At 36.9% G+C, this 23,281-nt stretch carries 32 protein-coding genes and 1 tRNA gene; 11 read left to right on the top strand and 22 right to left on the bottom strand.

The window, feature by feature from the left end:
• Window positions 1-35: 35 nt before the first annotated feature.
• The 9 genes from HYU07_00840 to HYU07_00800 form a co-directional block, all read right to left on the bottom strand.
• Complete coding sequence (locus HYU07_00840; protein ID MBI2128762.1) at window positions 36-731, bottom strand: TrmJ/YjtD family RNA methyltransferase; 696 nt, start codon at window positions 729-731, stop codon at window positions 36-38.
• Window positions 732-805: 74 nt separating this feature from the next.
• On the bottom strand, window positions 806-1,165 hold the full coding sequence (locus HYU07_00835) for a hypothetical protein (protein MBI2128761.1): 360 nt from the start codon (window positions 1,163-1,165) through the stop codon (window positions 806-808).
• A 48-nt stretch (window positions 1,166-1,213) separates the two neighbouring features.
• Window positions 1,214-2,425 (bottom strand): site-2 protease family protein, encoded by a 1,212-nt coding sequence (locus HYU07_00830; protein MBI2128760.1) that lies wholly within the window; start codon window positions 2,423-2,425, stop codon window positions 1,214-1,216.
• A 2-nt stretch (window positions 2,426-2,427) separates the two neighbouring features.
• On the bottom strand, window positions 2,428-2,589 hold the full coding sequence (locus HYU07_00825) for a 50S ribosomal protein L40e (GenBank protein ID MBI2128759.1): 162 nt from the start codon (window positions 2,587-2,589) through the stop codon (window positions 2,428-2,430).
• 2 nt (window positions 2,590-2,591) lie between these two features.
• Window positions 2,592-2,990 (bottom strand): translation initiation factor IF-5A, encoded by a 399-nt coding sequence (locus HYU07_00820; GenBank protein MBI2128758.1) that lies wholly within the window; start codon window positions 2,988-2,990, stop codon window positions 2,592-2,594.
• A gap of 61 nt (window positions 2,991-3,051) precedes the next feature.
• Window positions 3,052-3,450 carry a type II toxin-antitoxin system VapC family toxin gene (locus tag HYU07_00815; GenBank protein ID MBI2128757.1) on the bottom strand — a complete coding sequence of 133 codons (399 nt, stop codon included), beginning with the start codon at window positions 3,448-3,450 and terminating at the stop codon, window positions 3,052-3,054.
• Complete coding sequence (locus HYU07_00810) at window positions 3,447-3,692, bottom strand: hypothetical protein (protein MBI2128756.1); 246 nt, start codon at window positions 3,690-3,692, stop codon at window positions 3,447-3,449. The genes HYU07_00815 and HYU07_00810 overlap by 4 nt, the downstream gene beginning before the upstream one ends.
• A gap of 79 nt (window positions 3,693-3,771) precedes the next feature.
• The gene (locus HYU07_00805; protein MBI2128755.1) at window positions 3,772-4,626 is read right to left on the bottom strand and encodes a stage II sporulation protein M; all 855 of its coding nucleotides are present in this window, start codon (window positions 4,624-4,626) and stop codon (window positions 3,772-3,774) included.
• 54 nt (window positions 4,627-4,680) lie between these two features.
• Complete coding sequence (locus HYU07_00800) at window positions 4,681-5,139, bottom strand: Lrp/AsnC family transcriptional regulator (protein MBI2128754.1); 459 nt, start codon at window positions 5,137-5,139, stop codon at window positions 4,681-4,683.
• Window positions 5,140-5,283: 144 nt separating this feature from the next.
• Between HYU07_00800 and amt the strand changes: the two genes are divergently transcribed.
• Genes amt through glnA form a run of 3 tightly spaced genes read left to right on the top strand, consistent with a single transcriptional unit; the run spans window position 5,284 to window position 8,524 of the window.
• The gene (gene amt, locus HYU07_00795) at window positions 5,284-6,621 is read left to right on the top strand and encodes an ammonium transporter (protein MBI2128753.1); all 1,338 of its coding nucleotides are present in this window, start codon (window positions 5,284-5,286) and stop codon (window positions 6,619-6,621) included.
• A gap of 11 nt (window positions 6,622-6,632) precedes the next feature.
• Window positions 6,633-7,019 (top strand): P-II family nitrogen regulator, encoded by a 387-nt coding sequence (locus HYU07_00790; protein ID MBI2128752.1) that lies wholly within the window; start codon window positions 6,633-6,635, stop codon window positions 7,017-7,019.
• A 14-nt stretch (window positions 7,020-7,033) separates the two neighbouring features.
• Complete coding sequence (glnA, locus tag HYU07_00785) at window positions 7,034-8,524, top strand: type I glutamate--ammonia ligase (protein MBI2128751.1); 1,491 nt, start codon at window positions 7,034-7,036, stop codon at window positions 8,522-8,524.
• A 187-nt stretch (window positions 8,525-8,711) separates the two neighbouring features.
• On the opposite strand, the gene HYU07_00780 is transcribed toward glnA, so the two are convergent.
• Window positions 8,712-9,455, bottom strand: a complete 744-nt coding sequence (locus HYU07_00780; GenBank protein ID MBI2128750.1) for a hypothetical protein — start codon at window positions 9,453-9,455, stop codon at window positions 8,712-8,714.
• 129 nt (window positions 9,456-9,584) lie between these two features.
• On the opposite strand from HYU07_00780, the gene HYU07_00775 reads away from it, so the two are divergent.
• Complete coding sequence (locus tag HYU07_00775) at window positions 9,585-10,160, top strand: hypothetical protein (GenBank protein MBI2128749.1); 576 nt, start codon at window positions 9,585-9,587, stop codon at window positions 10,158-10,160.
• Window positions 10,161-10,304: 144 nt separating this feature from the next.
• On the opposite strand, the gene HYU07_00770 is transcribed toward HYU07_00775, so the two are convergent.
• Window positions 10,305-10,967 carry a hypothetical protein gene (locus HYU07_00770; protein ID MBI2128748.1) on the bottom strand — a complete coding sequence of 221 codons (663 nt, stop codon included), beginning with the start codon at window positions 10,965-10,967 and terminating at the stop codon, window positions 10,305-10,307.
• 1 nt (window position 10,968) lies between these two features.
• Complete coding sequence (locus HYU07_00765) at window positions 10,969-12,066, bottom strand: peptide chain release factor aRF-1 (GenBank protein MBI2128747.1); 1,098 nt, start codon at window positions 12,064-12,066, stop codon at window positions 10,969-10,971.
• 118 nt (window positions 12,067-12,184) lie between these two features.
• On the opposite strand from HYU07_00765, the gene HYU07_00760 reads away from it, so the two are divergent.
• Complete coding sequence (locus tag HYU07_00760) at window positions 12,185-12,418, top strand: hypothetical protein (GenBank protein MBI2128746.1); 234 nt, start codon at window positions 12,185-12,187, stop codon at window positions 12,416-12,418.
• Between the two features lie 2 nt (window positions 12,419-12,420).
• Window positions 12,421-12,909: a hypothetical protein gene (locus tag HYU07_00755; GenBank protein MBI2128745.1), complete on the top strand. Its 489-nt coding sequence runs from the start codon at window positions 12,421-12,423 to the stop codon at window positions 12,907-12,909.
• A gap of 116 nt (window positions 12,910-13,025) precedes the next feature.
• On the opposite strand, the gene HYU07_00750 is transcribed toward HYU07_00755, so the two are convergent.
• Both HYU07_00750 and HYU07_00745 read right to left on the bottom strand, forming a co-directional pair.
• Window positions 13,026-13,712, bottom strand: a complete 687-nt coding sequence (locus HYU07_00750) for a hypothetical protein (protein ID MBI2128744.1) — start codon at window positions 13,710-13,712, stop codon at window positions 13,026-13,028.
• A 99-nt stretch (window positions 13,713-13,811) separates the two neighbouring features.
• Window positions 13,812-14,072 (bottom strand): winged helix-turn-helix transcriptional regulator, encoded by a 261-nt coding sequence (locus HYU07_00745; protein ID MBI2128743.1) that lies wholly within the window; start codon window positions 14,070-14,072, stop codon window positions 13,812-13,814.
• A 54-nt stretch (window positions 14,073-14,126) separates the two neighbouring features.
• Here HYU07_00745 and HYU07_00740 point away from each other — a divergent pair, with 54 nt between their 5' ends.
• The gene (locus tag HYU07_00740) at window positions 14,127-14,324 is read left to right on the top strand and encodes a hypothetical protein (GenBank protein MBI2128742.1); all 198 of its coding nucleotides are present in this window, start codon (window positions 14,127-14,129) and stop codon (window positions 14,322-14,324) included.
• A 13-nt stretch (window positions 14,325-14,337) separates the two neighbouring features.
• Here HYU07_00740 and HYU07_00735 read toward each other — a convergent pair whose 3' ends face one another.
• Window positions 14,338-15,003 carry a hypothetical protein gene (locus HYU07_00735; protein MBI2128741.1) on the bottom strand — a complete coding sequence of 222 codons (666 nt, stop codon included), beginning with the start codon at window positions 15,001-15,003 and terminating at the stop codon, window positions 14,338-14,340.
• An 11-nt stretch (window positions 15,004-15,014) separates the two neighbouring features.
• Window positions 15,015-15,764, bottom strand: coding sequence for a slipin family protein (locus HYU07_00730; protein MBI2128740.1), 750 nt, complete (start codon window positions 15,762-15,764; stop codon window positions 15,015-15,017).
• A 154-nt stretch (window positions 15,765-15,918) separates the two neighbouring features.
• Here HYU07_00730 and dut point away from each other — a divergent pair, with 154 nt between their 5' ends.
• Entirely contained in the window at window positions 15,919-16,341 is a 423-nt protein-coding gene (dut, locus tag HYU07_00725; protein MBI2128739.1) for a dUTP diphosphatase, read from the top strand.
• A gap of 138 nt (window positions 16,342-16,479) precedes the next feature.
• Here the strand turns inward: dut and HYU07_00720 are convergent, their stop codons facing one another.
• Window positions 16,480-16,776, bottom strand: a complete 297-nt coding sequence (locus HYU07_00720; protein MBI2128738.1) for a hypothetical protein — start codon at window positions 16,774-16,776, stop codon at window positions 16,480-16,482.
• A gap of 147 nt (window positions 16,777-16,923) precedes the next feature.
• Between HYU07_00720 and HYU07_00715 the strand changes: the two genes are divergently transcribed.
• The 3 genes from HYU07_00715 to HYU07_00705 all read left to right on the top strand — a co-directional run bounded on the left by HYU07_00715 (window position 16,924) and on the right by HYU07_00705 (window position 19,045).
• Entirely contained in the window at window positions 16,924-17,637 is a 714-nt protein-coding gene (locus HYU07_00715; GenBank protein ID MBI2128737.1) for a radical SAM protein, read from the top strand.
• A gap of 65 nt (window positions 17,638-17,702) precedes the next feature.
• Complete coding sequence (locus HYU07_00710; GenBank protein ID MBI2128736.1) at window positions 17,703-18,305, top strand: SMI1/KNR4 family protein; 603 nt, start codon at window positions 17,703-17,705, stop codon at window positions 18,303-18,305.
• 98 nt (window positions 18,306-18,403) lie between these two features.
• Entirely contained in the window at window positions 18,404-19,045 is a 642-nt protein-coding gene (locus HYU07_00705) for an HD domain-containing protein (GenBank protein ID MBI2128735.1), read from the top strand.
• Here HYU07_00705 and tmk read toward each other — a convergent pair.
• The 5 genes from tmk to HYU07_00680 all read right to left on the bottom strand — a co-directional run bounded on the left by tmk (window position 19,039) and on the right by HYU07_00680 (window position 23,178).
• A complete protein-coding gene (tmk, locus tag HYU07_00700) occupies window positions 19,039-19,659 on the bottom strand; it encodes a dTMP kinase (protein ID MBI2128734.1) in 621 nt (206 codons plus the stop codon). The genes HYU07_00705 and tmk overlap by 7 nt on opposite strands.
• 1 nt (window position 19,660) lies before the next feature.
• Window positions 19,661-21,025, bottom strand: a complete 1,365-nt coding sequence (locus HYU07_00695) for a hypothetical protein (GenBank protein ID MBI2128733.1) — start codon at window positions 21,023-21,025, stop codon at window positions 19,661-19,663.
• A gap of 94 nt (window positions 21,026-21,119) precedes the next feature.
• Window positions 21,120-21,192, bottom strand: a tRNA-Arg gene (locus tag HYU07_00690).
• Window positions 21,170-22,285 carry a hypothetical protein gene (locus HYU07_00685; protein MBI2128732.1) on the bottom strand — a complete coding sequence of 372 codons (1,116 nt, stop codon included), beginning with the start codon at window positions 22,283-22,285 and terminating at the stop codon, window positions 21,170-21,172. Before HYU07_00685 ends, HYU07_00690 begins: the two co-directional genes overlap by 23 nt.
• Before the next feature lie 59 nt (window positions 22,286-22,344).
• On the bottom strand, window positions 22,345-23,178 hold the full coding sequence (locus tag HYU07_00680) for a PHP domain-containing protein (GenBank protein MBI2128731.1): 834 nt from the start codon (window positions 23,176-23,178) through the stop codon (window positions 22,345-22,347).
• Window positions 23,179-23,281 lie beyond the last annotated feature (103 nt).

Raw genomic sequence — 23,281 nt, 5'->3', positions numbered from 1 at the left:
TATAAATCTTTCGTTTTTTTATCACTTTTTGGTGGTTATATTTTCTTAAAGAAGCCGCACAGAGCAAATGCCTCCCTTCTTGTTAGCATTGATTTTCCAATAACTCTTTTCCAGATTTTCTTCTGAGTTTCTTTTTTTGCTTTTGTCTGGAAAGTCATTTTGTCCAATGCCTTATAAACATAATTCAAAACAACATCCTTGTCTTTTTTGTTGGCAAAAGCTATGTTTTCCCCTATTTTGCTGTTTTTTGAATTTTTGAAGATTTCATAAAGCAAAATAACAGCAGCATGGCTTATGTTCAATGCCGTGTATTTTGGAGAAGAGGGAATTGCGACGATAAAGTCGCATTTCTGGATTTCTTTGTTGTTTAAGCCAGCGCCGTCTCTGCCGAACAATAATGCGATTTTTGACTTTTTAGTGTTTATTTTTTTTAAAATACTCAGAAATTTATCAATATTCAGAGGAGATCTGGGAATATTATAATCTGTGCCTATTCTCGAGGTTGTTCCGATAAGATAATCAAAGCTGTTTAAATAAGAAAAATTCTTTATTTTCGCATTTTTCAGGATTTTCGATGAAGAGTGCTTTGCCCTTAATATGGCTTCTTTATCCAGATGATTGCATTTCGGGCTGATCAGGATAAGGTCATTGAAATCAAAATTAGCCATGGCTCTGGCAATTGCGCCGATGTTGGACGGATACTCTGGCTCGATTAAGACAATTGATAACATGGATTAGGGGAATAAGAAGGGTTATTTAAATGTTGTTGGTTGGAAACTCTTATACAATCGTGCATTGAGAGAAATTATTGAAGAATGGATAGCTTGTAGTCAATAGATTCAAAATGCTCACAAACTTTACGTACTCTTTTGATTCTGGAGATGCAATATGCCAAACCACCCACTTCTCCAAAGAATGAATTTGGAAATTCGTGATTGAAATTATTTTCTATGCTGAGAAGATCCGCACTTGATTTCGTTATCCCATCATAATCAAAGTTAATCATTGCCTTTGCTTCTCTTTCCATTATTCCTTTATTGACCAGATCATAACATGAATTGATATAGTGGCTCATAGCAATAAAACCAATTTTTACATCATAAACATTTCCCAGCCTTCTGGCCAGATGTTCAATTCTCTCGGTCAATTTAACTAGCTTGCCCATAGCGTAATGAATTTATCTCCCATATTTAAATATTTTTATTTTAAAACGTTAGAACACTCCCCAGGCTTTCAGATAATGGCCTGCTAAACCGACAACAAGCAGCAGAATAAATAATAATGTTATGAATCCCCATACTTTATTTGCTTTTTTCTTGTCTTTCATTATATTGTGCAATGCAACCTGCAGCATCCTTCCGCCGTCAACTACGCCGAGAGGCAGCAAGTTGGCAAGGCCGATCAAAAAGTTCAGGATGAAAAGCCATTTGAACAGGCCTTTAAACCAATAATAAGCAGGAGAAATTGATTTGTATTCGTTCTTTATCCTTCTTTCGTTCTTTATGCTGTTCAAGTTAACGCCAAAATAACCCGCCCCTTTCAAATCAGGATGCTCTGCTGCTGCAACAGTGTACGTTTTATTATTGCTTTCCAAAACAACAGTCTGGTTTGGCCTAAGGCTGAGCATTGTTCTTAAGAATAGCATTGAATCAGTAACATTTACATGGTCTATTGAATTGAAAACCATGCCTGACTCTATTCCGGCAATTGCGCTTGGAGCTGTTGCATTCGGGACAGAGAATGAAAAGCCAACCGCCTCCGTAATCTTCGTTTCAAAAGGGGCATAAGCAGACGGGTTCCACACATATGGCATCAATAAAAAGATAATTAAAGCTAAGATAAGATTTGCCATTGGGCCTGCTGCAAATACAGAATACTGCACAATGTCTTTTCGCTTGACTAATTTTTTTTCATCAGGCTCAACAAAGGCAGCAGGAATTACAGGCAGGAATATTGCGAGAAAAGCAAAGCCGCTGCTTTTAAGGTCAAGATCATGCGCTCTTGCAACAATGCCGTGCGCAAATTCATGGACAAGCGCAAGTATGAAAATTGAGATGATCCAGTACCAGAACGATAAATAACCGATGCCGGGGATTGAAGTGCCGGGCAGAACAAGCACAAAGCCAGTGTCAACAGCAGCGGGCTTTATTAAAAACATAATTATGACAATGATTATTGCAACAGATATGTAAACCATGCCTAAAAAAGCAAGGCCGATAAAAGTATAGCCTAAAAACTGCACAAGGTTTCTGCGCTTTTTTGCAAAGCTGTTCATGAATTTAAGGCCGAAAGAAGTCCTGTACATAATCATGTAAAGCGCAGGATAAATAATTTTTTCAATGGCAATTTTATCTCTTTTCTTATATAAGAAGAAAGCCATCAGCAATACAAACGCGCTTATTGAGACAATATCAGCAATATTCATTCTTATTTCTTCCTTTTAGGCCTGAATGCCCTTCCATGGCATTTCCTGCACTTGATCTTGCCAGCAATTATCTTCAGATTTGAAGAGCTGATTACAGTGTTGCATCTCCTGCATACAAACTTGTTGCGGAAAATTCTCATATCAGCTTCTGGAAATTTTACCATTTTTAACCTGTTTTTATCTGCTTCATGACCTTTTCATCCAAAACAGTCCAGTAAAGCACATTAACGCCTTCTGTAACCTGGCCCTTTAATTCTTCCGGAATATTTAAGTCAAAAGTTTCGTAAGTCTCAGAGTCCATAACATTGGCAGCATCGCCGTGTATTGAAAGAACCTGAGCAGTCCTTTTGTCTATTATGGGGATGTCAACCATATCCTGGCCAGGCATGACAATCTGCCTGCTTTTGCCGTCCAAGATGCCTTCAGCATCAATCCTTACTTTTGAATGGCCGTGCTTTCCGGGCTTTGAAGTCTGCGTGCCATTGACAACGCATGCCACGCCGTCTATTATTATGTAATTGCCTTTCTTCATTGAAACAGCGTTTGCCTGCCTTATCTCTCCCATCATATCACCTTGTTTTTGGTTAGCATGAAAGTTATTGTTTTATTTATAAGGTTTTTGGATTTTATTCGGCTATTACCGTTTTTCTTAGCTCGTCTATCCTTTCAAAATCCTTGTCAGCTGTTACAAGCAGCATATTATTCTCGATTACCTGTGCTGCAATTAAAAAATCAGCTAAAGGCAGGGTTATTCCCTTTTCGTCATACTTGTATTTTAAATCAGACAGAATTTGGGCTGTTTCCTTATTGATTTTTAAAACCCCGAATTCATTAATAAAAGACAAAGCCTTTTCCCTGTTTTTAGCGCTTCTCTCCTGTATGCCCACTAAGAATTCAAAATATGTAATGAAAGTTATAACTGGCGGCCCCTCATGCTTCTCTGACAGCTCCTTTAGCTTTTTCTTAATGTCAGCATTTCCTTTTTCAATGCTCATCAATATGGAGCTGTTCAATGCTAACGTCATGCCCTGAACCCAATGTCCTTTCTGATTTTCCTTATCGCTTTTTTCATATACGCCGCTTCTTTTTCACTAATCTTATACCCTGGATTTAATATTTTATCCCATGCATTGCTGGATTTTTCTTTGTATGCTTCCACCATATTCTCAAATAATTTTCCCATCTTCATGTTATTTTTGGCGGCAATGCTTTTAAAAAAGCTCCAGCTATCAGCATCCACTCCCTTTATAGTTTTTACTTCTCCCATATAAGGTAATAAAGTAATACTAGTATTTAAATATTACTATTTTTAATGAAAATTTGTTAGAAGATTACCGTTATACTCTTCATAAAAAGCTCCTCTGAATTATTATCTTATAGACTTCTACGTTGCCGAGAACATAAGTTTCAATCGATACAGCAATGACCAGAACTATGACTGCGAATACGAACAGGATCAGTGTGTTCTTTATTATCCTGAGGAATTTTTCTGAGAAAAAGCTTTCCTTAACTATTGCCTTTGATATTATTCCGCCTGCTGAAGCTGAGCAGAAGTAAGAGAATGCTTCCAATATCATGTGCGGGAAAACAACAACAAAAACAACGATAAAGTAGATGAACGGATTCTGGCCCGCATTCAAGGCAGCTGTTTTAGCCAGATTCCCAAATATTGTGCCCCACACAGAGGCATTCCAAGTGAGCAGGAAGATTGCTCCATCGCCAAAGATAAAGGCAGCGATAAAGCACAATATTAAAACGCCGAGATTGTTGAAAAAAATGTCTTTAAACAAGCCTGAGCTGAATATTGCTCCGCCGGCTGTAGCTCCATAAAGCACGCCTATTTGATTCCTGAAGATGTGGTTTGTTGCAAGGCTCGGCAGAATCAAGGCAAAAATCGAGAATGACAGTAAAATGCCTAAAAATAAAAATGTGTAGACCTTGAACAGGGCCTTATGCTCAAAGAAAAATCCAAACAAGCTGAAGCCTTCTTTCTTGCTCTCATTTTCTTCCTCGCGCTTCAGCAATTTCCTCAATGTAGGCAGCATCATTATTGATGTAAATGCCACAGCAACAATAGCAGGATCCTCAGGAAACAGGATAAGGGCAGCTCCAATGCCGATCACAGAATAGGCAAGACCCATTACAAATGCGATTATAGAATGCCTTTCAATAAAATCAAGCGAATAAAGCTCTTCTAACATGGCTTTGAATGTGAGCAAGGTAGTTTATAAACATTTTTGTTTTGACAAATAAAATTACAGGCTGATTTCTTTTTCCATGATCGTATGAAGAATGAATTTTGTGAATGTTCTCTCTACAAAATCATACGTCTGTATCTTTTTAAGAAAGCTGTCCATTTCCTTCCTGTTTTTGAATCTGGCCAAGATGGAGGCATCAAAATCCCCGGTAATATCGTAAACGGCAAATACATTGGGGTGGCTGGCTATTTTTTTCTCGACTTCAAATAATTTTCCCTTGGATATCCTTATTTCAATTAAAACCTCAACGTCAAAGCCGATCTCATCATAATCCAGTATTGTTGTATACCGTTTAATTACTTTCTCTTTTTCCAGTTTTCTTATCCTGTTCATTGCAGTAGCAGCTGAAACTTTTACGGCTTTTGCTATTTCCCGGTATGACAATCTGGGGTCGGTTATCAGGATGTTTATTATCTCTTTATCTACATTATCCAGCCCAATTTTTGAGTTTGACATTTGTTTATTTTTCGTTTATTTTTTATGATATAACTAAACATATATTTAAATTTTTCTGATATTTTTAGCTTTTTGTTTAATAATCTGATGAAAAAGTATATAAACATCTGAAATTTTTCAGATTTCATCAAAAAGGGGATTGATGTGATAAAAGAAAAATTAACCGTAAAAATACTGATTGGCGCAATTATCTGCTCTCTTTTTATTGTTCTCCTGCCTTCATACGCCTTTGCGCAAGAAATAACATTGGAAAAGACAGCAAAGTCTATTGATTTTGTTTGGGTCTTGATAGCTGCATTTTTGGTGTTTATGATGCAGGCAGGATTTGCAATGGTTGAAACTGGCTTTACAAGGGCAAAGAACGCCTGTAATATAATGATGAAAAACCTTTTGGATTTTTGCTGTGGCGCGCTAGCATACTGGGCTATTGGCTTTGGGTTAATGTTTGGAGTTGGAAATTTATTTTTTGGCAAAACCAACTTCTTTTTTGGAGGAACTGATATGTGGCAGTATGCCTTTTGGATGTTCCAGGTTGTTTTTGCAGCAACAGCAGCAACAATAGTGAGCGGGGCAGTTGCCGAGAGGATTAAATTTATTGGGTATATATTTTATACTGTATTTATTACAGCACTAATCTACCCTTTGGTGGGCCATTGGATATGGGGTGGCGGCTGGCTGAGCAAACTGCCAATGCCATTTATAGATTTTGCAGGCTCAACAGTTGTGCATAGCGTTGGAGGATATGCTGGTTTGGCTGGAACAATCATATTAGGCCCAAGAATAGGGAAATATATAGGCAAGACAATCAAGCCAATAAAAGGGCATTCAATGACTTTGGCAGCTTTAGGAGTTTTCCTTTTGTGGTTTGGATGGTATGGCTTTAACCCAGGCTCAACATTATCTGCAAATAACTGGAGCATTGCAGCAATTGCAGTTACAACTACTTTGGCAGCATGCGCTGCTGCAGTAAGCGCAATGATTTTTACATGGATAAAATATAAAAAGCCGGATGTTGGATTAACATTAGGGGCAACACTAGGCGGATTAGTTGCGATAACTGCCGGAACTGCGAATGTCAGTCCAGCAAGCTCAATAATAATAGGGGCAATAGGAGGCATATTATATGTTCTTGCAGTAGCATTTTTTGACAGAATTAAGGTAGATGACCCTGTAGGCGCTGTATCATGCCATGCAGTTAATGGAGTATGGGGAACTTTGGCAGTTGGCTTGTTTGCGCAAAAAGAATTTGGCGGAGTTAACGGGCTATTTTTTGGAGGCGGATTTGGCCAGCTTATTAGCCAGCTTGTTGGAGTGGTTAGTGTAGCGGTATTTGTTTTAGGAAGCATGCTTTTGTTTTTTAAGCTGATAGATATGATAATTGGATTAAGGGTAAGCAAAGAAGACGAGCTTAAAGGCCTGGACTTGTCAGAGCACAATGCAGAAGCCTATGCTGATTTCCCGATATCAGCTGCAAATGATTAGAGTGGTGAAAAATGAAATTAATAATCGCTATAGTGAGGCCGGAAAAACTAAGGGATGTAAAAGAAGAGCTGTTTAAGGAAAAAATCCATATGATGACTGTGATAGACGTAAGGGGCTGCGGCCAGCAAAAGGGGTTTATAGAGGAATATAGGGGAGTTATTGAAGAAGTGGAATTGCACAGGAAAGTTATGCTGCTTATCGCAGTAAATGAAAGCTATGTTGAAAAAACAGTTAAAGCAATTACAAAAGGAGCAAGAACTAATGGCAAAGAAGGCAAGGTTGGCGATGGAAAGATTTTTATAGTGGACCTTGAAGACTGCATAAGGATAAGAACTGGAGAGAGGGGCGTTGCTGCAATTGGCGGCGAGTCAGAAGAGCTTAATAAATTACAAAAATGAAAATGGTGAGCTAAATGCCAAAAAATGCATCTTTAAATAATTCTTCGCGGTGGAATGGCGAAGTTCAGGAGCAAGATATCCGGAGAGTGGAGCAGCTTATTAAAGACAACAACATTCAAATCATAGACCTAAAATTTAACGACCTGCCTGGCTTATGGCAGCATTTTTCCATTCCTGTTTCAGAGCTTGCAGAAATCGATGATCCTGTCAAGTCCATTTGGTTTGAAGGGATTGGATTTGATGGCTCTTCCATCAGGGGCTTCCAGAAGATTCAGGAATCTGATATGATTCTGCATTTAGACCCCTTAACTGCTTTTGTTGATCCAATATGCGAAGTGCCGACTTTAAGCATTATTTGCGATATCTATGACCCGATAACTAAAAAGCCCTATACGCGCGATCCCCGCTACATTGCAAAAAAAGCTATGGAATATTTAAAAAGCACAGGCATTGCTGACCAAAGCTTCTGGGGGCCTGAAATGGAATTCTTCATCTTCAATGACATAAAGTTTGACCAGACAGAAAATTCCAGCTATTATTTTATAGACTCTGTTGAAGGAGAATGGAATTCTGGCAAAGATGAAAAGCCGAATCTCGGCTATAAGCCCAGATACAAGGAAGGGTATTTTCCAGTCCCGCCGCATGATTCGCTGCAGGATTTGAGAAGCAGCATTATCCTGACGATGATAAAAGCAGGCATCGGCATAGAAGTGCATCATCATGAAGTTGCGACTGCAGGGCAATGCGAGATTGACATGAGGTTTGACAGCCTTGTCAGGATGGCTGATAAATGCCTGCTGTACAAGTACATAGTAAAGAATATTGCCAAGAAAAACAATATGGTTGCAACATTTATGCCCAAGCCGCTGTTTGGCGATAACGGATCTGGAATGCATACGCATCAAAGCCTGTGGAAAGATGGCAAAAATATATTTTTTGATGCAGACGGCTACGCGTTAATTTCCCAGACCGCCAAATATTATATCGGAGGGCTATTAAAGCATGCGCCTGCGCTAATGGCATTCTGCGCGCCCACTACAAACTCTTACAAAAGGCTGGTTCCCGGATATGAAGCTCCAGTCAATATGGCATATTCGCAAAGAAACCGCTCTGCTGCAATACGCATTCCTGTTTACACAGAAAATCCTAAGACTAAAAGGATAGAGTTCAGGCCGCCTGATAACAGCTGTAACCCGTATCTTGCATTTTCTGCGATGCTTATGGCCGGGCTGGATGGCATACAGAATAAGATTGACCCGGGCGAGCCCTTAGATAAAAATACTTACGAGTTAGAGCCAGAAGATGCAGCTAAAGTTCCCACAGTTCCGGGGTCTTTAACAGAGTCGATTGCCGCATTAAAGAGAGACCATGAGTTTCTCTTGAAAGGAGGGGTATTTACAAAAGATGTCATAGATGTATGGATTGAGTATAAAAAGGAAAAGGAAATAGACCCAATCAGAATAAGGCCGCATCCTTATGAGTTTTACCTTTATTTTGATATTTAATTTTGTTTTTTTATTTTGTTTAATGATGTTATTTTAAAACACGAGATATTCTGCCTATCGCCGTTATGTTGCCTGCACTTTATGTACAGGTCGAGCGAACGTCAGTAAGCGAGAAGTTGTTTTTTACCGTGCAGAAAGAATAGGCACCATAGTTCCAAAAAATCAGGATTTAATGGGGAGAAAATGTTTATTCCAATCTTGTTTTATTTTCATGTTGTTTTGTAGGTTTTTTTGCTAAACCCCATAGAAAATCGAATAGTAATGAATTGCTTTTAGTAACATCTTCATTATCAATCAAAACTCCAAATAAAGGGTTAGACCAGATAAATAAGGCCGTCTTAGAACCATATGTCCATGTGGAAACCCTTGAAATAAATTTTTTAGATATTAATTTATATTGTTCTGTTTTTGCTACTTTAAATGATGTCCCCTCTATACAAATAAGTTTACCTCTTATTTTTGCTTCTTCTACACGTTTCAACCATTGTATGATGTAGGGAGATAATTCTGTGAAAAATTTTTCAACTTCACCAATAAAAGTATAAGATTTCTTTTCTCTAAGAATATCTTTCATGATGGTTTTAAGACCTTCTTTTCCCTTGTATAGTTCTACTTTTGTTTCCTCTCTGGGTAATTTCAGTAATGATTCCAATTCTGGCAAAACCTGATCATAACTTTCTTTAAGATTTTTTAGATCTTCACTTATTTTTTTCGGATGAACTGCTTTGAAGTATTTAACATTGTTGAGGATAACATAATTTACTAAACCTCTGGTGATTAGTGAGTCCAAGAATCTATATGTGGTGGCTCTATCAGTGTTTGTTTCTTGTGCTACTTTTGTTGCTGTTACGCTCCCTAATCTAAGAAGAGAAAGGTAAACCTTTATTTCATGATCAGAAAGCCCAATGTTTTTTAATACTTCGTTGTTCATTATTTTGTTTATATTTGAGCATTTATTTAAATCTTTCTATTGTAGTTCAAAATAAACAACAAAGATTTATATACTTTTAGTTACTACTTCATCATAATAACTAACATAGATTGAATGAGGTAAAAGAAAATGGAAAATTTAACATTAAGATTGAGAGAAGCGTATGGGCGAAAAGATGATCTTTCCAGGACAGTTGCTGAACAAAATGAAGTATTAAGAGAAGTAAATGACACTGTCAAGGGTTTAGAGAGAGAAGCGAAGGAAGTTGTTTATAATTATACCAAAGATAACTTCGAACTAGTTGGAACGATAAAAAGTACCTTAGATATGGATATCCATAGATTATTCTATGATAAAACTAGGAAGATAGGTGTAGAATTAGGTGAGGATGCAGACTTATATTACAAGGAATGGGGGCATGCAGTTTCACTTTGGCAAGATGTTGACGAAGAAACATTTAGGGATTATACAAGGAATGTCAAAAGAAAAAAAATTTGCAAAAACGTATATTTCTGTTCTGTCTTAACTGTGGTTGGAATTCCAGTGGCCTTAACTGCTCTATTTCGGTTTATGCATTACTCGCGAAAAGCCAATGAAATCAGATCTAGCAAAAAGCCTCATATATTGAGAGGAAGAGAAGCTCTCTTCTATCTTTTAGAAAAGTATGATATTGGAAAACAGCAACAATGCAAGAAACAGGGCTAGGGGAAACAAAAGTGAACGAGGCCATAGCAAATACAAGAAAGTTGTTAGATAAAGGATTTCCAAAAGTTCGAGAGAATCAGTAATGATCGATTAATCCGTAGTTTTTGTTCTTTCAGCAGATATATCTCTAAAGTTTTCTCCCCATTAAAATCCTATGAAGTCAAAAACCCTTCTTCTTGCTATTAATCTTGAGATTTTATTTTCAATTATTTTTGCATTCTCAAACTCAGTTTCTTTGAGCCTGAAATCTTTAGTGTGCGAATAATTCCTTCCATTCCTGTTTTCAAACTTGTGCTTCTTGTGCAGCGCTTCGTGATACATGATATAGTCTAGAAGGTCTATATTATTTTCAAACACCCTGCTTATTGTAATTGTGTCGCTGCCATAATCATAGCAGCCCAGCTTTGCTTTTGAGTGAGAGCCCCATTTTAGATTCGGCTTTTCAATAAGGCTGAAAAAATATTTTTCATTCACTCTATTGAAGCTTTCATCAAGAGCAGGATCGGAATAAACCTTTGGAATGGCTATGTGGATCCGTTTCATAAAAATATTGTACATATTGATATTTGCCGTATTCTTTTTATCTTTGAAAATCTTAAGAAGCAGGGACTGCACCAGGCCGATCTGGATTTCATCATCAATTTTTTTCCATTTTTTGCTCAGGCTTATTTCAAGCTTATTTGAAAGCTTATTGAACCTTATATTTGCGTTATAGCCGCTGAACCTTCCTGAATACTTTAATGAGGGGCTAAAGCCGGGCTCTTTTTCAGGACAAAGCCTTTTGAAGGATTCCGTAATGAGATCCATTTTACCTCACTTCATATCTCAGTATAGCGGCTATCTTGCCTATGTCTCTAAGCTGCACACCCTCTCTTGTTTCAGTTGAGATCATCATTACTTTTGTGCCTACTTTCTCTGCCTCTTTTTCAAATTCCTCAACAACAGAATCTTCACAATCCTCAGACAGGAGCAGAACATCAACTGCGCCCATTTTCAGGTCATTAGTAACTTCTTCCCTGCCATAGCCTGTCATTCCCTGCTTTGTGGCCAGCAGTTCAAAGAATCTTGCCATTACTGCCTTTTCCTCTGCAATGCCCTCCTGCGCAAGAATATCCTGGCATTTATCAAGCAATTCCTGCAGGCCGAATTCATCTGTATAGCTGATATCTTTTATTGCAATTATTTTCTTCTTTAAATCGCCTGTTATGTAATCGCCCTCTACTAATTCATATTTTGTCGGGCCAGGGCCGCCTACTAAGATGCCTTTCAATTCAGTTATTTTTGTCAAGAACTGGTCTTTCATATAATCAGCAACTTTATGGTAGAATTCTTTTGCTGCCAATTCACGGTTGCTTTCGAATCTTTTTGCGCTCTGTCCCCCGGCCTTGAACTTTCCAGGCACTGTTGAATGAGTTCTGATAAGCGGAATAATTGATTTTCCCTTCAGCATGGCGATTGTGCTGTCTCTTCTGTCTAAAACAACAAGGCCATACACTTCTTTTATTTCAAGCATATCCCTTAACGGGTCTAAAACAAATTCCTTGTCGCACCTGTAGATTCTTATCTTTAGAGGAACAGGCGGCTCCAAGCTCCATACTTTTATGTCGCTCTGGCCTTCCCTCTCAGCTACATTGCCTGAAAAAACAGCCAACCCATTTTCCGGGGTTCTTTTGAAAAGCCTTAAATGCTGGATCATTCTTTCCAATGCATCAATAACATTCTTTCTTGTAGAGGTTGACTTTATGTTTGTTGCAGTGCCTTTTTCCTGGTCAAGATGCTGGATTATCTTGTTGAGATCATAATCCTGCGGAACATAGACGCTGACTAATTCTGTATGCCTGCCTCTATACTGATCTAATTCCTTTATTACTTTCTTCAGCTTGAATTTCAGCTTTGCATCTGCCATAGGCGATAAGAAAGAGAAGGGATTTATAAAAGTTTGTATGTTGTTTATTATTAAGTAAAAAAATAATTTGGTGCCCCAAAAATAGAAATATATTTAAAGCTCAATATATGTTTAATTTATGATGAGAGCAAGTCAATGGTCTGTCTTTGGAATAGCATTTATGATTCTTGGTATGATTCTTGCAGGTATCGGCCTTCAATGGAACACTTATTGTGGTTATAATTTTGAAAAAGAACCTATCTCATGTATAAGGCAACAAGTATTTGCCCCATTTCCATATATTTTCTTTTTGTTAGGAACGGTATGCTTTATTAATGGCGCTATCGAATCATGGTCTAAAAAGAAAAAATGATCATGATGTCCGAGATACTTAAAAAAGACAAAATTTTTGATGCTTTTGTAAAAATTGATAAAGAAGGTAAATCAGAAAGTATAGAATTGGAAGATTTACAACAACATATATCTACTATTGTTTTAAGTTCAAAAATCCCTGAAGAAGTCAAACGAGTTTTTAACGGAGCCAAAGATTTGTATTTATTTGGCTATTTTCGTTATTATTTTTTCACAATTTCCAATCATTATGCTCTTCTTTCTTTAGAATCAGCTCTACGAAATAAGTATAATCAACTTTTTAGAGAATCTAAAATTTTTGTGTCGTTTAAAGAAGTAGTTATGAAATTAGCAGAGAAAGGTATTATTAAAAAAGAAGATAAATTTATTTATGATATTTCAAGAGAATTAAGGAACTCTTTTTCACATTTGACTTCTCCACCAGTTATTACTCCGGCAGATGCATTAAAAACCTTAGAGAGGGTAAAAGAAGATATTGAAAAATTATTCTAGGGACGCCCGTAGTCAGCGATTGGACTTAACATATGAAATTCTTGTTAAACTCTTTTTCCAGATGTAGTGTGGTCAAACTTCGTCCGAAGAGTTGCAAGTCCGCCGAAAGTTAATTATCAACTTGTTTCTAAATCATAAACATGAAGATAATAGAACTCTTTATTTGGTTCTCCACATTTATAATATCTTATCCACCAAAATGTTGTATCCGCAGGAATTTTTTTAGTCGTATAAGGATGTGATGTCTTTTTTCCAATACATATATCGGAAAATGTTAATCCATTTAATTGTGGTAAATCATCCACGCCTCCTTCAGGATTGTATTGTGAAGTAGGTTGATACTTATACCAATCAGATATATTTAATATTTTTTCAGTCCCAATGTTAGGGTTGGTATTTCCATAAGTCATTAATTCTTCCATAGTTAGTAGTCTAATAAAAAATTTATCTTGAATCATACATTGGCATAATTCTAAAGTTTTGATGGTTCCTTTTATTTTATATTCTCTACCTACATAATCTTTATTCTTGATATCTAACAAAGCATCAATCTGATAACCATCTTTATCTTCAAAAACGACATACTTATAATCGTGGTTTAATAATGAATTATACCGTGAGGCATAGCCTTGATGAATTGCATTTAATGTTACATTTTTATTTTCAAATTTTGAGTAATCCGCAATTATATCTTTTATTTTTGTACCTGAAAATAAACCTGATTGCATAGCAGATTCACATCCAGAAAGCAGAACTAAAAAAATCATAAAAACACTTAATAAAGTCATTCTATATTTAACCATATGACTTGAATATCCGTACTTATATAAAAATTATTCTTTTTTCTGCGGACTTGCAATTGAGCATCGAACTAATATTATGCGCAATATCTGGCTAGAAACCTAATCAACCAATTTCTTTATTTTTTCCAGATGCTCCAACAAAAGCATTCCTTTATCTGTGATCTCATAATCAACCAGCATATGCCCCTTATTGCGCCTTAGAACAAGGGTTTTACTGGCAAGATTCTTCAATGCCCTCTGTAAAGTTGTGTGAGAAACTTTAGTTGACCTGTACATATCAGAATAAGTGGATTTGCCTTTATTTAATATCCTCAATATCCCCAACATGCACGTTAGCTCTTTAAACCTGAATACAGACATGCGTCCAAAAGAGTAATGTTTATATAAAAGTATTACATCGTTATAACGATGTAAATGAATGTAAACGAAATTGCAAATAAATGCCTTACAGGAGGATGTGAGTATTTAGATATTCAGGACAAGCTAATCGCACATAAAGGAGAGGTTAACTTGATAGTTCTGATTGGGTTGATCTTTCTTGCCATAATTATGATTTGGCTTATAATAAAGGAAAATAAAAAACATTTTCATGCTCTTTTAAAGCATAAATGAGAATGCTGTCATTTTATTCAATTGTCCTTAAAAACTGCCTTGCTATCTCAGCAACATTCTCGTCTGACCTGATCCCGGTCCAGGGGTCTGCTGCAGATACGATGTTCACAACAACAATATTTGCGCCGTTGAAGATTGCGCTTCTTGCTTCTTTTAAATCAACACCTCCGGCAGCAGAGATTAAAACATCATATTTGCTCTTTATTCCGGTTATGTGCTTGTACTGTATTAGCTTGCCCCTTGTAGTTTCTTCGTCTCTGCCTTTGTGGAGGATAACAACTCTTGGAGGCTGCTTTAGCTTTAATATGGCTTTCAAAGGCTCTTCGACATTGATCATGTCAATCATCGGGTCTAAACCAAGGTCTTTGCACCTTTGTATGAATAAGTTTGTTGTTTCAGCTGATGCGCTTCCCAGAGCTGTTGCTGCAGAAGCTCCTGCATTATAGGCAAGGTCAACTTCTTCTAATGCGCCGTCCATTGTTTTCAGGTCTGCAACAATTTTGCCGCCCCATATTTCAGAGATTCTTCTTATTCCTGCAAAACCCTCTCTTTTGATAAAGGGAGTTCCTGCTTCAATCAGAATTCTGTCATCTTCCGGGATTGCAGGGAGAATCCTGTTTATTAATGCCAGATCATCATTGAAAGCTATCTGTAAATAACGGGTTTTTTGCTCCAGCATTTAAGCGCCTCCTATTTCTTGGTGAATTTTTTAATCAGGCCTGCTGTATCTGAAGGCAGAAACAAAACAATTTTTTCTGATGGGTCTGCTGCAATGTCCCGTATAGTCTGCAGGGTTCTAAGGTGAACAGCAGCCGGGCTTTTGGATAAGTTGTCAGAGGCTTTTTTCAGATTTTCCGAAGCTTTCAGCTCTCCTTCAGCATCAATAATGACTGCCCTTCTCTCCCTTTCTGCTTCAGCCTGCTTTGCCATTGCCCTTTTCATTTCAGCCGGGAGCTCTATTTCCTGTATTTTTATTGATTCTATATCAACGCCCCAGCCAGAGGTTTCTGTATCAACTATTTTTTTAATGCTGCTTGCTATCTTTTCCCTCTCTGTCAAGACAAAGTCAAGCTCTGAGTTGCCAATAACATCCCTTAATGCAGCCTGCGTGTACTGCTTTACAGCATACTCAAAATCCTCGATCTTTATAATGGCATCTGCCGGCTTTTCAACCTTAAAATAAACAACTGTGTTTGCGAGAAGCGGAATATTGTCTTTTGTGATAACTTCCTGGCGCGGAATATCTGCAGTTTTAATGCGGATATCAACTTTTCTCATATTTTGGATTACAGGCATAACCCACCTTAAGCCGGGATTTTTAACATGGCTGTATCTTCCCAAAGTGAAAACAACCCCCCTTTCATACTGGTATAGCAGCTTAATTCCAGACAATAAGAAAAAGAAGATTATTGTTCCTGCGACATATAGCGAATATGGCATTTAGACCACCTCTTTGTTTGATTTTTGTTATGGAGTTATGCTTATTTTTAAATGTTTGCTTTCTTTTTTAAACTTCAACCTAGTTTTTCCATACTATAGTTTAAACTTTGATAATGTATTTAAATGCAGCTCAATGCTTTATTTTTGTTCTCCTATGAAAATAAAAATAAAAAAGCTAAGCAAAGATGCAAAACTGCCTTCATACGCGCATGAAGGGGATGCCGGGCTGGATCTTTACTCTGATGAGGATTTTATTCTGAAAGTATGCGAAAGGGCTGCGATCAAGACAGGAGTGCAGATTGCCATTCCAAATGGCTATGTCGGATTAGTGTGGGACAAGAGCGGAATTGCTCTGAACCACGGCATTAAGACAAAAGGCGGAGTTATTGACTCTTCTTACAGGGGCGAGGTAAAGGTTGTAATGGTTAATCTTGGCAAGGAAGATTTTATGATTAAAAAGGGAATGAAGATAGCCCAGATGCTTGTGCAGAAAGTTGAAAAGGCTGAACTTGAAGAAGCTGAAGCATTGGATGAGACAGCAAGGAATGAGAAAGGATTCGGAAGCACAGGGCTGTAAAAAGAGGTGATTTTAATGAAGGACAAAGAAAAGGCAAAAAAGATAAGCTACAAGACAATAGTGAGCAATAAGACATTAGAAGGGTTTTTTGGCAAAAAGAAAGATGACATTAAGAAAACAACTGAAGAATAATTGATTTCAAAATAAATGATTAACATCTGCATTTAAATTATTTTGCCTGTATCTCTGAGTAAGCTTATTTGTGTGTTCAGCAAGTTTATCGCTATAATAACCTATTGCTGTTCCAGTATATCCTCCAGCAGAGCCAGCTATTGTTGTGCAAGTGATTGTTTTAAGTGAGCTTAGAATCAACTCTAAATTATTAAATTCATCAGGGTTTCTAAGCAATGCTGTGATAGTCATTGCTAATAATCCGCCCAAGATGCCTATATATGCCCCATCCTTTAATCCTTCTTTAAAAATATCTTGCATCATATTTGTGTTTTTTATCTTATATTTAAAGATGATGTTTTACCAAGTGAATAAAGGCTGTGTTTTTGCTGAATATTCCTGAGAAAATAAAGAACGAATTAAAACAGAAAAACAATAAATTATAAAAACAAACAGCTATTTCTATATGCCATGGAGGGGTACATCAGCGATATAGTTGCTAAGAAGGATCTCTGCACTGTTAATTTTGCAGGCTGCGATTTTAAATGCCCGTTCTGCAATAAATCTGAATTGATAAATTTTGACAAAAAGTTTCTGAATGACTTGAAAATCATAAAAAAAGACATTAAGGAAAATAAAGCGGGCTATGTTGTTTTTTCAGGCGGAGAGCCGTGCCTGCAGAAAGATGTTTTAACTGAATTAATGTCTTTTTGCAAAAAATCAAATAAAAAAATTATCCTCGAAACCAATGGAAGCAATCCGGATGTTATGGCAGAATTAATCAATAAAAAATTGGTTGATGCGATAAAATTAGATCTTAAAGCCCCTTTGATTGAAAGCATATTTGAAAATGCAACAAGATCAAATACTTTTTTTAAAAAAACAAAAGAAATAATTGAAAGCATCAGGAAAACCCTGAGGATCCTGAAGGAGAGCGAATCGAAGGTTGATGTTGAGATAAGAACAACAATTGTGCCTTCGCTTATCTATAAAAAAGAGGATATTGCGCGAATTGGAGATGAAATAAAAGACATCAACTGCATGTGGAGATTGCAGCAGTTCAGCTCGGATGAGAAGACTGCTGATCCAAAATTTGAGAACATCAAATCGCCCTCTAAAGAGTTTCTTGAAAATCTGAAAGCTTACTGTTTGAAGAAAAACCCGAATTTGAGGATTGAGGTTTAGTTTTATTACTCTAAAGTTGTAAAAAAGAGAAAGATTTAAATACTAGCGGGTTCGTCTATAGACGAATGGCAAAAACTGATTTATACCACAAAGTTTCAATAGATGATGTATTGGTGGAAATAACAAAGTTAAGTAAAGAAAGAGCAGATATTATTCTCAATAAGGGCGCATCTGATTCTAAAATCCAAGATTTTGAGAAAGAATATGGAGTCACACTTCCCGAAGATTACAAGGCCATCTTAAAGTATTCAAATGGCGGTAAATTGTTTGGGTTGGAATTTTATGGGCTTAATGACCTTAAAAGGCACACTCTTGAGTTTGTTGATGCTGCGGGAAGAGAAAGAAAGCACGATAAAATCTACCCTATAGCTGATGAAAATGGGAATCCCATATCGATAAATCTGCAAACTCCCTCAGGAGCAAAAGATGGCAATAGAAGAGACATACTTGACACTTTTCATGAAGATGGAGAGACAAAAGTAATTGCAAAAAGTTTTGGAGAATTCTTATACAGTATGATTCAAGGTTCAAAAATAACCGTTGATAAAGTTCAATTTGGAAAAGAAACTTTAGACGTTGATGGTTCTATGTATTGGTGCAGACCAAGTTTTAATCCTGTCAGGGAATATCCTGAGTCTAACCTAACCGGACCATTATATGATTTATAGATGCGCTTTTTGTGCAAAATACCATGAAAAAGAAAACAGCTGTCATCAGACGGAAAGGCAGCAGAGAGGGTTTGCAATTTGATTTATGAAGTGCTAAAATGATGCAATCACTTGAACAAAAATTGAATAGAACTTTCAGAGAATTGAAGATTTCCAATAAACAGCGGCATTCGATACAAACATATGTTGCTTTGATCAGAAATAAGGATGAAGCCACATACGAGCATTCCGCAAGAGTTGGATTAAAAGGTGTTGAAGTAGCAAGATACACGCATGTTGTTGATCCCAAGGCCTTATTTTATTCGGGCCTTTTGCATGATGTTGGGAAGGCGCTTACTGATTATAAATCTCTTAAAAAGATAGCAGGATTTGATGAAAAGGATATGGAAGAATTGAAAAAGCATCCGATAGACGGCTATAGATTGTTGAAGAATATCCATGATTTTTCTGCCAGAATACTGCTTTTCCATCATCGTTATGTTGGCGAAGGCTACCCAAAAAATATCCCGCATTCAGAAATAAATTTTTGCAGAGGCTCTGAATCTAATATACTGTATTACGCAAGAATATTGGGCCTTATTGATTTTTATGATGCTGTGACGCACAGGAAGAACGATAAATTCAATCCCGGCAACCCGCGATTACCGGAAAAAGAAGAGGCAAAGAAACTTATTTTAAAGAATAATCCAGATCAAAAATATTTTATCAATGAATTATACAATAAAGGCATTTTTCAATAAGGCAGCACTTTATCCAACTCTTTCTTTATCGCATTAAAAACTTCTTCCCTCGTCTTAGAAGCGTCTATGATCACTATGTTCTCATCTGAAAGATCTTTTTTTAAATTCAAAAAATTCTGCCTCAACTTTTTCATGAATCCAAGATTTTCAAATTTCTCTGTTTCGCTTCTGTTTTTTATCCTGACCAATGAAGCTTCAGGATCCAGATCCAGGATTATAACCAGATCAGGAACTATGAACTTTGCATTTGCTTCGATCAGCTCTTTCTTGTCTATTCCCTGAGTCTGCTGGAATGCAATTGTTGAATACTTGTAGCGGTCCATAAGAACAATCTGGCCTGATTTAAGCGCAGGAGAGATCATATTGTCAATGTGGTGCTTTCTGTCTTTTATGAAAAGCTCAAAGCACATTTTGGCATTTTTAAGCGGATCTTTTTCCTCTCTTAGCATTTTCCTCAATTCCTGCCCGTAAGGAGAATAAGTCGGCTCTCTGGTCAATAATAAATGAGTGTACTGCTTTGTCTTTTCAAATATATACTCTGCTGACTTGTAAAGATTTGTGCTTTTGCCGGTTCCGTCCATTCCGTCGAAAACAATGAAGATTCCTTTTTGCATTTTAACACTTTATTCTGCTGACATACAGATGCCCGCTGAAGTCTGTCAAAACTAATGGGCCGGATTTAATATTTAAGGCTTTCGCCATAGTATGCTGCAATGAAGCAATTGCATAAATATTCGGGACAAAAGCGCCTTCCCCGGGCAATAATTTTCCGTCTTCTGTTACAGTTGCAATATGGTGGCTTCTGTAAACAACATGAAGCTCAAGGGAATTATCCCTTATAACCGCCCATATGAAGTCAAGGCACGGCGGGCTTTCGTTTCCCAGATCGTCATCAGGATCCCATAATGCTATTAACGCCCTTCTTGTATTTGGGTTTTGCTTTAGCAGAGCAATTATTTTTTCAGGCTGGTTGCCCCATTTTTTGAATATTCTTTCATGATACGTATAAACGAATTCATCAAGCTTCTCTCCCCTGCCGTTAAGGAATTCGTCGAGGTATTTGTCAAGATATTCTTTTGAAAAATTGTCCGGGATTTTTTCAAGAGGGTTTAATATGGTTATTGCTATCGACCTGCATTCCATTGTTATAATGTTTCTTTGATCAAGCATTGCAGAGCCGTTTTTTAAGATGAAAGCCACTGTGTTTTCCAAGGCATCTTTAAGATTGCTTGCCTGCACTGACTGCCCAACAGATGCAATCAAATTCTTCTGCTCAAACCTGACATTCTGGGCTGATGTAGAAAGGTCCAGGATAAAAGGCTTTTCAAACCTTGCGCCATCATCATAAAGCATGTTGTTCTTTATCGTGTTTGAGTGGAATTCTAAACTTAATTTTTCAAATTCATTTAAGCTGATTGCATTTTCCGGCTCCTGGATCAATTCTTTCAACAAGGCCTCAATTTCATCATAATTGCCCTTTATATTCTTTAAAATTAATAAGTCGGATTGCTGCCTTATTCTTTCCAATGCTTCTTTCGGAACCTGCTCGAATTTTGGATTCGGGGCTTTTGAGCTGATTATCACGTTGTTTTCATTAATTCCATTTTTCCAGAAGTTCCTTAATGCATCGGCTAAGAGATGGCCGTTATCTTCATTTTCAAAAACCAACAATAAAATCTTGTTTATGTTTGGGTTTGCAAGAATATTTGCAAATGCATATCTTGCTCCGTTTGTAGTGCGCCAGTAGCCAGTCAGCGCAGCATAATTCGACAGCTTTTGAAACAGATTTCTTATATCTTCAGGGGCATTATCTGTTTTCCAGTTGTAAACAAATGCTATCGCAATGTTGGAATTAGGATTGCCTGCTATTACATCGGCTGTATTGAAGAGCTGGACTTTAGGGAGATCGCTGCTTTCAAAGTTTATCTTCTTTACATCTTTTTTAAGGAAATTGTCATAGCCGATTGCAACTAGCTTCATTATTGCCCCCTTAATTATTAATGCACATATGTATTTAAATGTTATTCGCTTTCAAACGCCCTACAAGCTATCTCACTTTCGTTAATGATAAAAATGAGCGAACGGGGACTTGAACCCCGGTCTCGGGTTCCGCAAACCCGAATTCTATCCAACTAAACTATTCGCCCAATTTAGCTTGTTGATATTTTTCGGATTATTTGAATTTATCTCTTTTAGCCACTTTTTAAACATTGTTGGGCCATTTAATGATAAGTACTCGCTATTTGAATAGGGAATAAATCCCATTTTTCTTAATATATCATTTAATTTCTCAATTAACTTTCTAGACTTTATCGTTATCGATATTCTCGGGTAATTTCCTCTAATAACCGATACATTGCCGTCAGTGTCGAATAAGCCTCTTATAAGTGAGCGATATACCTCTTTGTTTTTTGTCTCTAACACGGATTGGGGTATCTCTATTCTTTCCACTTTTTTTCCATAGGGCAGACCAATAATTTTATTCTTAAATTCGCAAATAGCTTTTGAATAAACTTCAAATCCCGAAACACTTCTTAATCGCATTAATTTTAGGTCCAGATTGTATAATTTTTTGTATAGTGGAAATAAAAAATCAGTGACATATCTTTCTTCTTTTTTGTTGGTTTTCACTGAAAAATAATTTTTGTTATATGACATACAGCCATCTCCTAGATGTATGCCGATTTCTTCTGCAAGTTCTTTTGTCATTTCTTTTGGAAACATAATATGTTTGGCTCTATCAATTTTACTATAATTGACCTCTTCTAAATCAAAAATAACCTTATTATTGGTGAAAAAAGAATCGTTTTCTTGCTCTAATTTCTTGCTTTGCAGTTCTCGTTTCTTCATTTTGCCATTAAAAATCAGTTTCATTAAATCTTCTTTTTTATATCTTTTATAAAGCGTATTGATCGTTTTTTTACCCCTTTGTGCCATTAGATAAGAATATGCTTCTTTCCCAAGCCTGTGTTTCATAACTTCGGCGCATCTTTTTCCTCCAGTTTTACCCCCCTTTATGGCTCCCCACTTGTTTTCTTGTTTGTCCAATATTTCCAACGGACCAACATCGTTAGGAATTATTTTATCGGGCAGATAAAGTTCAGCATACATCCATTTTTTTAGTGTTTTAAGTGAAACATTTATCTTCTTTGATAGATCTGAAAAATTTTTTGCATTGCGCTTTTTCTTTAAAAAATAAAACAACCTTTTTCTTGAATCTTTTGATAAAAGCAGCCTCATAATGTTGGAGTGGTGCCCTTATATTTAAATTTTTCTATCCAGGCTGAACTATAGGGGCACTACCTTCTTGAAATTGCCCTGAAATACCCTACGCCTCTTTTAAGCAGGACATAAGGCTTTCTTAAATGTTTCCTTACTTTAAGCGTCTGCGAGGCTGCATTGGGCAAAAATCTCCTCTCTTTTCCAACAACAAAGTTGGTGTTATCTATGATAGAATTCAAGAACCCATTTAAACCTTGCTCTTTTTTTACATATGCGACTGACCTTCCCAGTTCCCTCAATGTGTGGGCGTCTGATCCTGCAGTTATCGGCTTTTTTATTTTTTCTGCCAGATCCAATGCCTTCAGGTTTCTTTTTCTTAAATTCGAAGCAGCCAAAACTTCAACTGCGTGAAAGCAGTTTATCAGCTTTTTATTGACAATTTTGCTGTGAACCTTATTAAACATAGCTGTCCAGCCGGGGGCGTAAGGATGCGCAATTGCCATTATGCATTTGAACTCAGAGGATGCCTTCACGATATCCTTTATGCCTATTCTTAAAAAGAAGTCCCTCCTCACTTTGTTCGGAAGAACAACGCTGTTATAAAAACCCTTAAGGTCTTTTATCGTATAGAAATAAAATAATGCATGAATGCCTTCGCTTGAGCTTGTTTCAATGCCAGGAATGACGAGAACTTTTCCGCTTTTGTGCGCTTCTATTGAGCCCTTAATTTCATTATGGTCTGTTATGGCGATTCCAATTCCGAGCTTTTTGGCCCTGTTTAGAATGCTTTTAACCTTGTTTATGCCGTCAGAATGGCGCGAATGAACATGCATGTCGACAGCTGTGAATTTCTTTCTTTTCAGCGCCTTAAAATTGGGCTTTTTGAAGTCAACTCTTGCCTTTATCAGCATGCAGTTTTGTTGTAGAGGCTTGTTTATAAAGTTTTATTATTTTAAATAACCACTTAAAAGTGACAATAAAACCGAAAGATTTAAATAGTAGCGATAACTACAT

This window comes from Candidatus Woesearchaeota archaeon, from assembly GCA_016180285.1.
Lineage (GTDB): Archaea > Nanobdellota > Nanobdellia > Woesearchaeales > JACPBO01 > JACPBO01.
The sequence above is the reverse complement of the archived record's forward strand: the minus strand, read 5'-3'. Positions and strand labels throughout refer to the sequence as shown.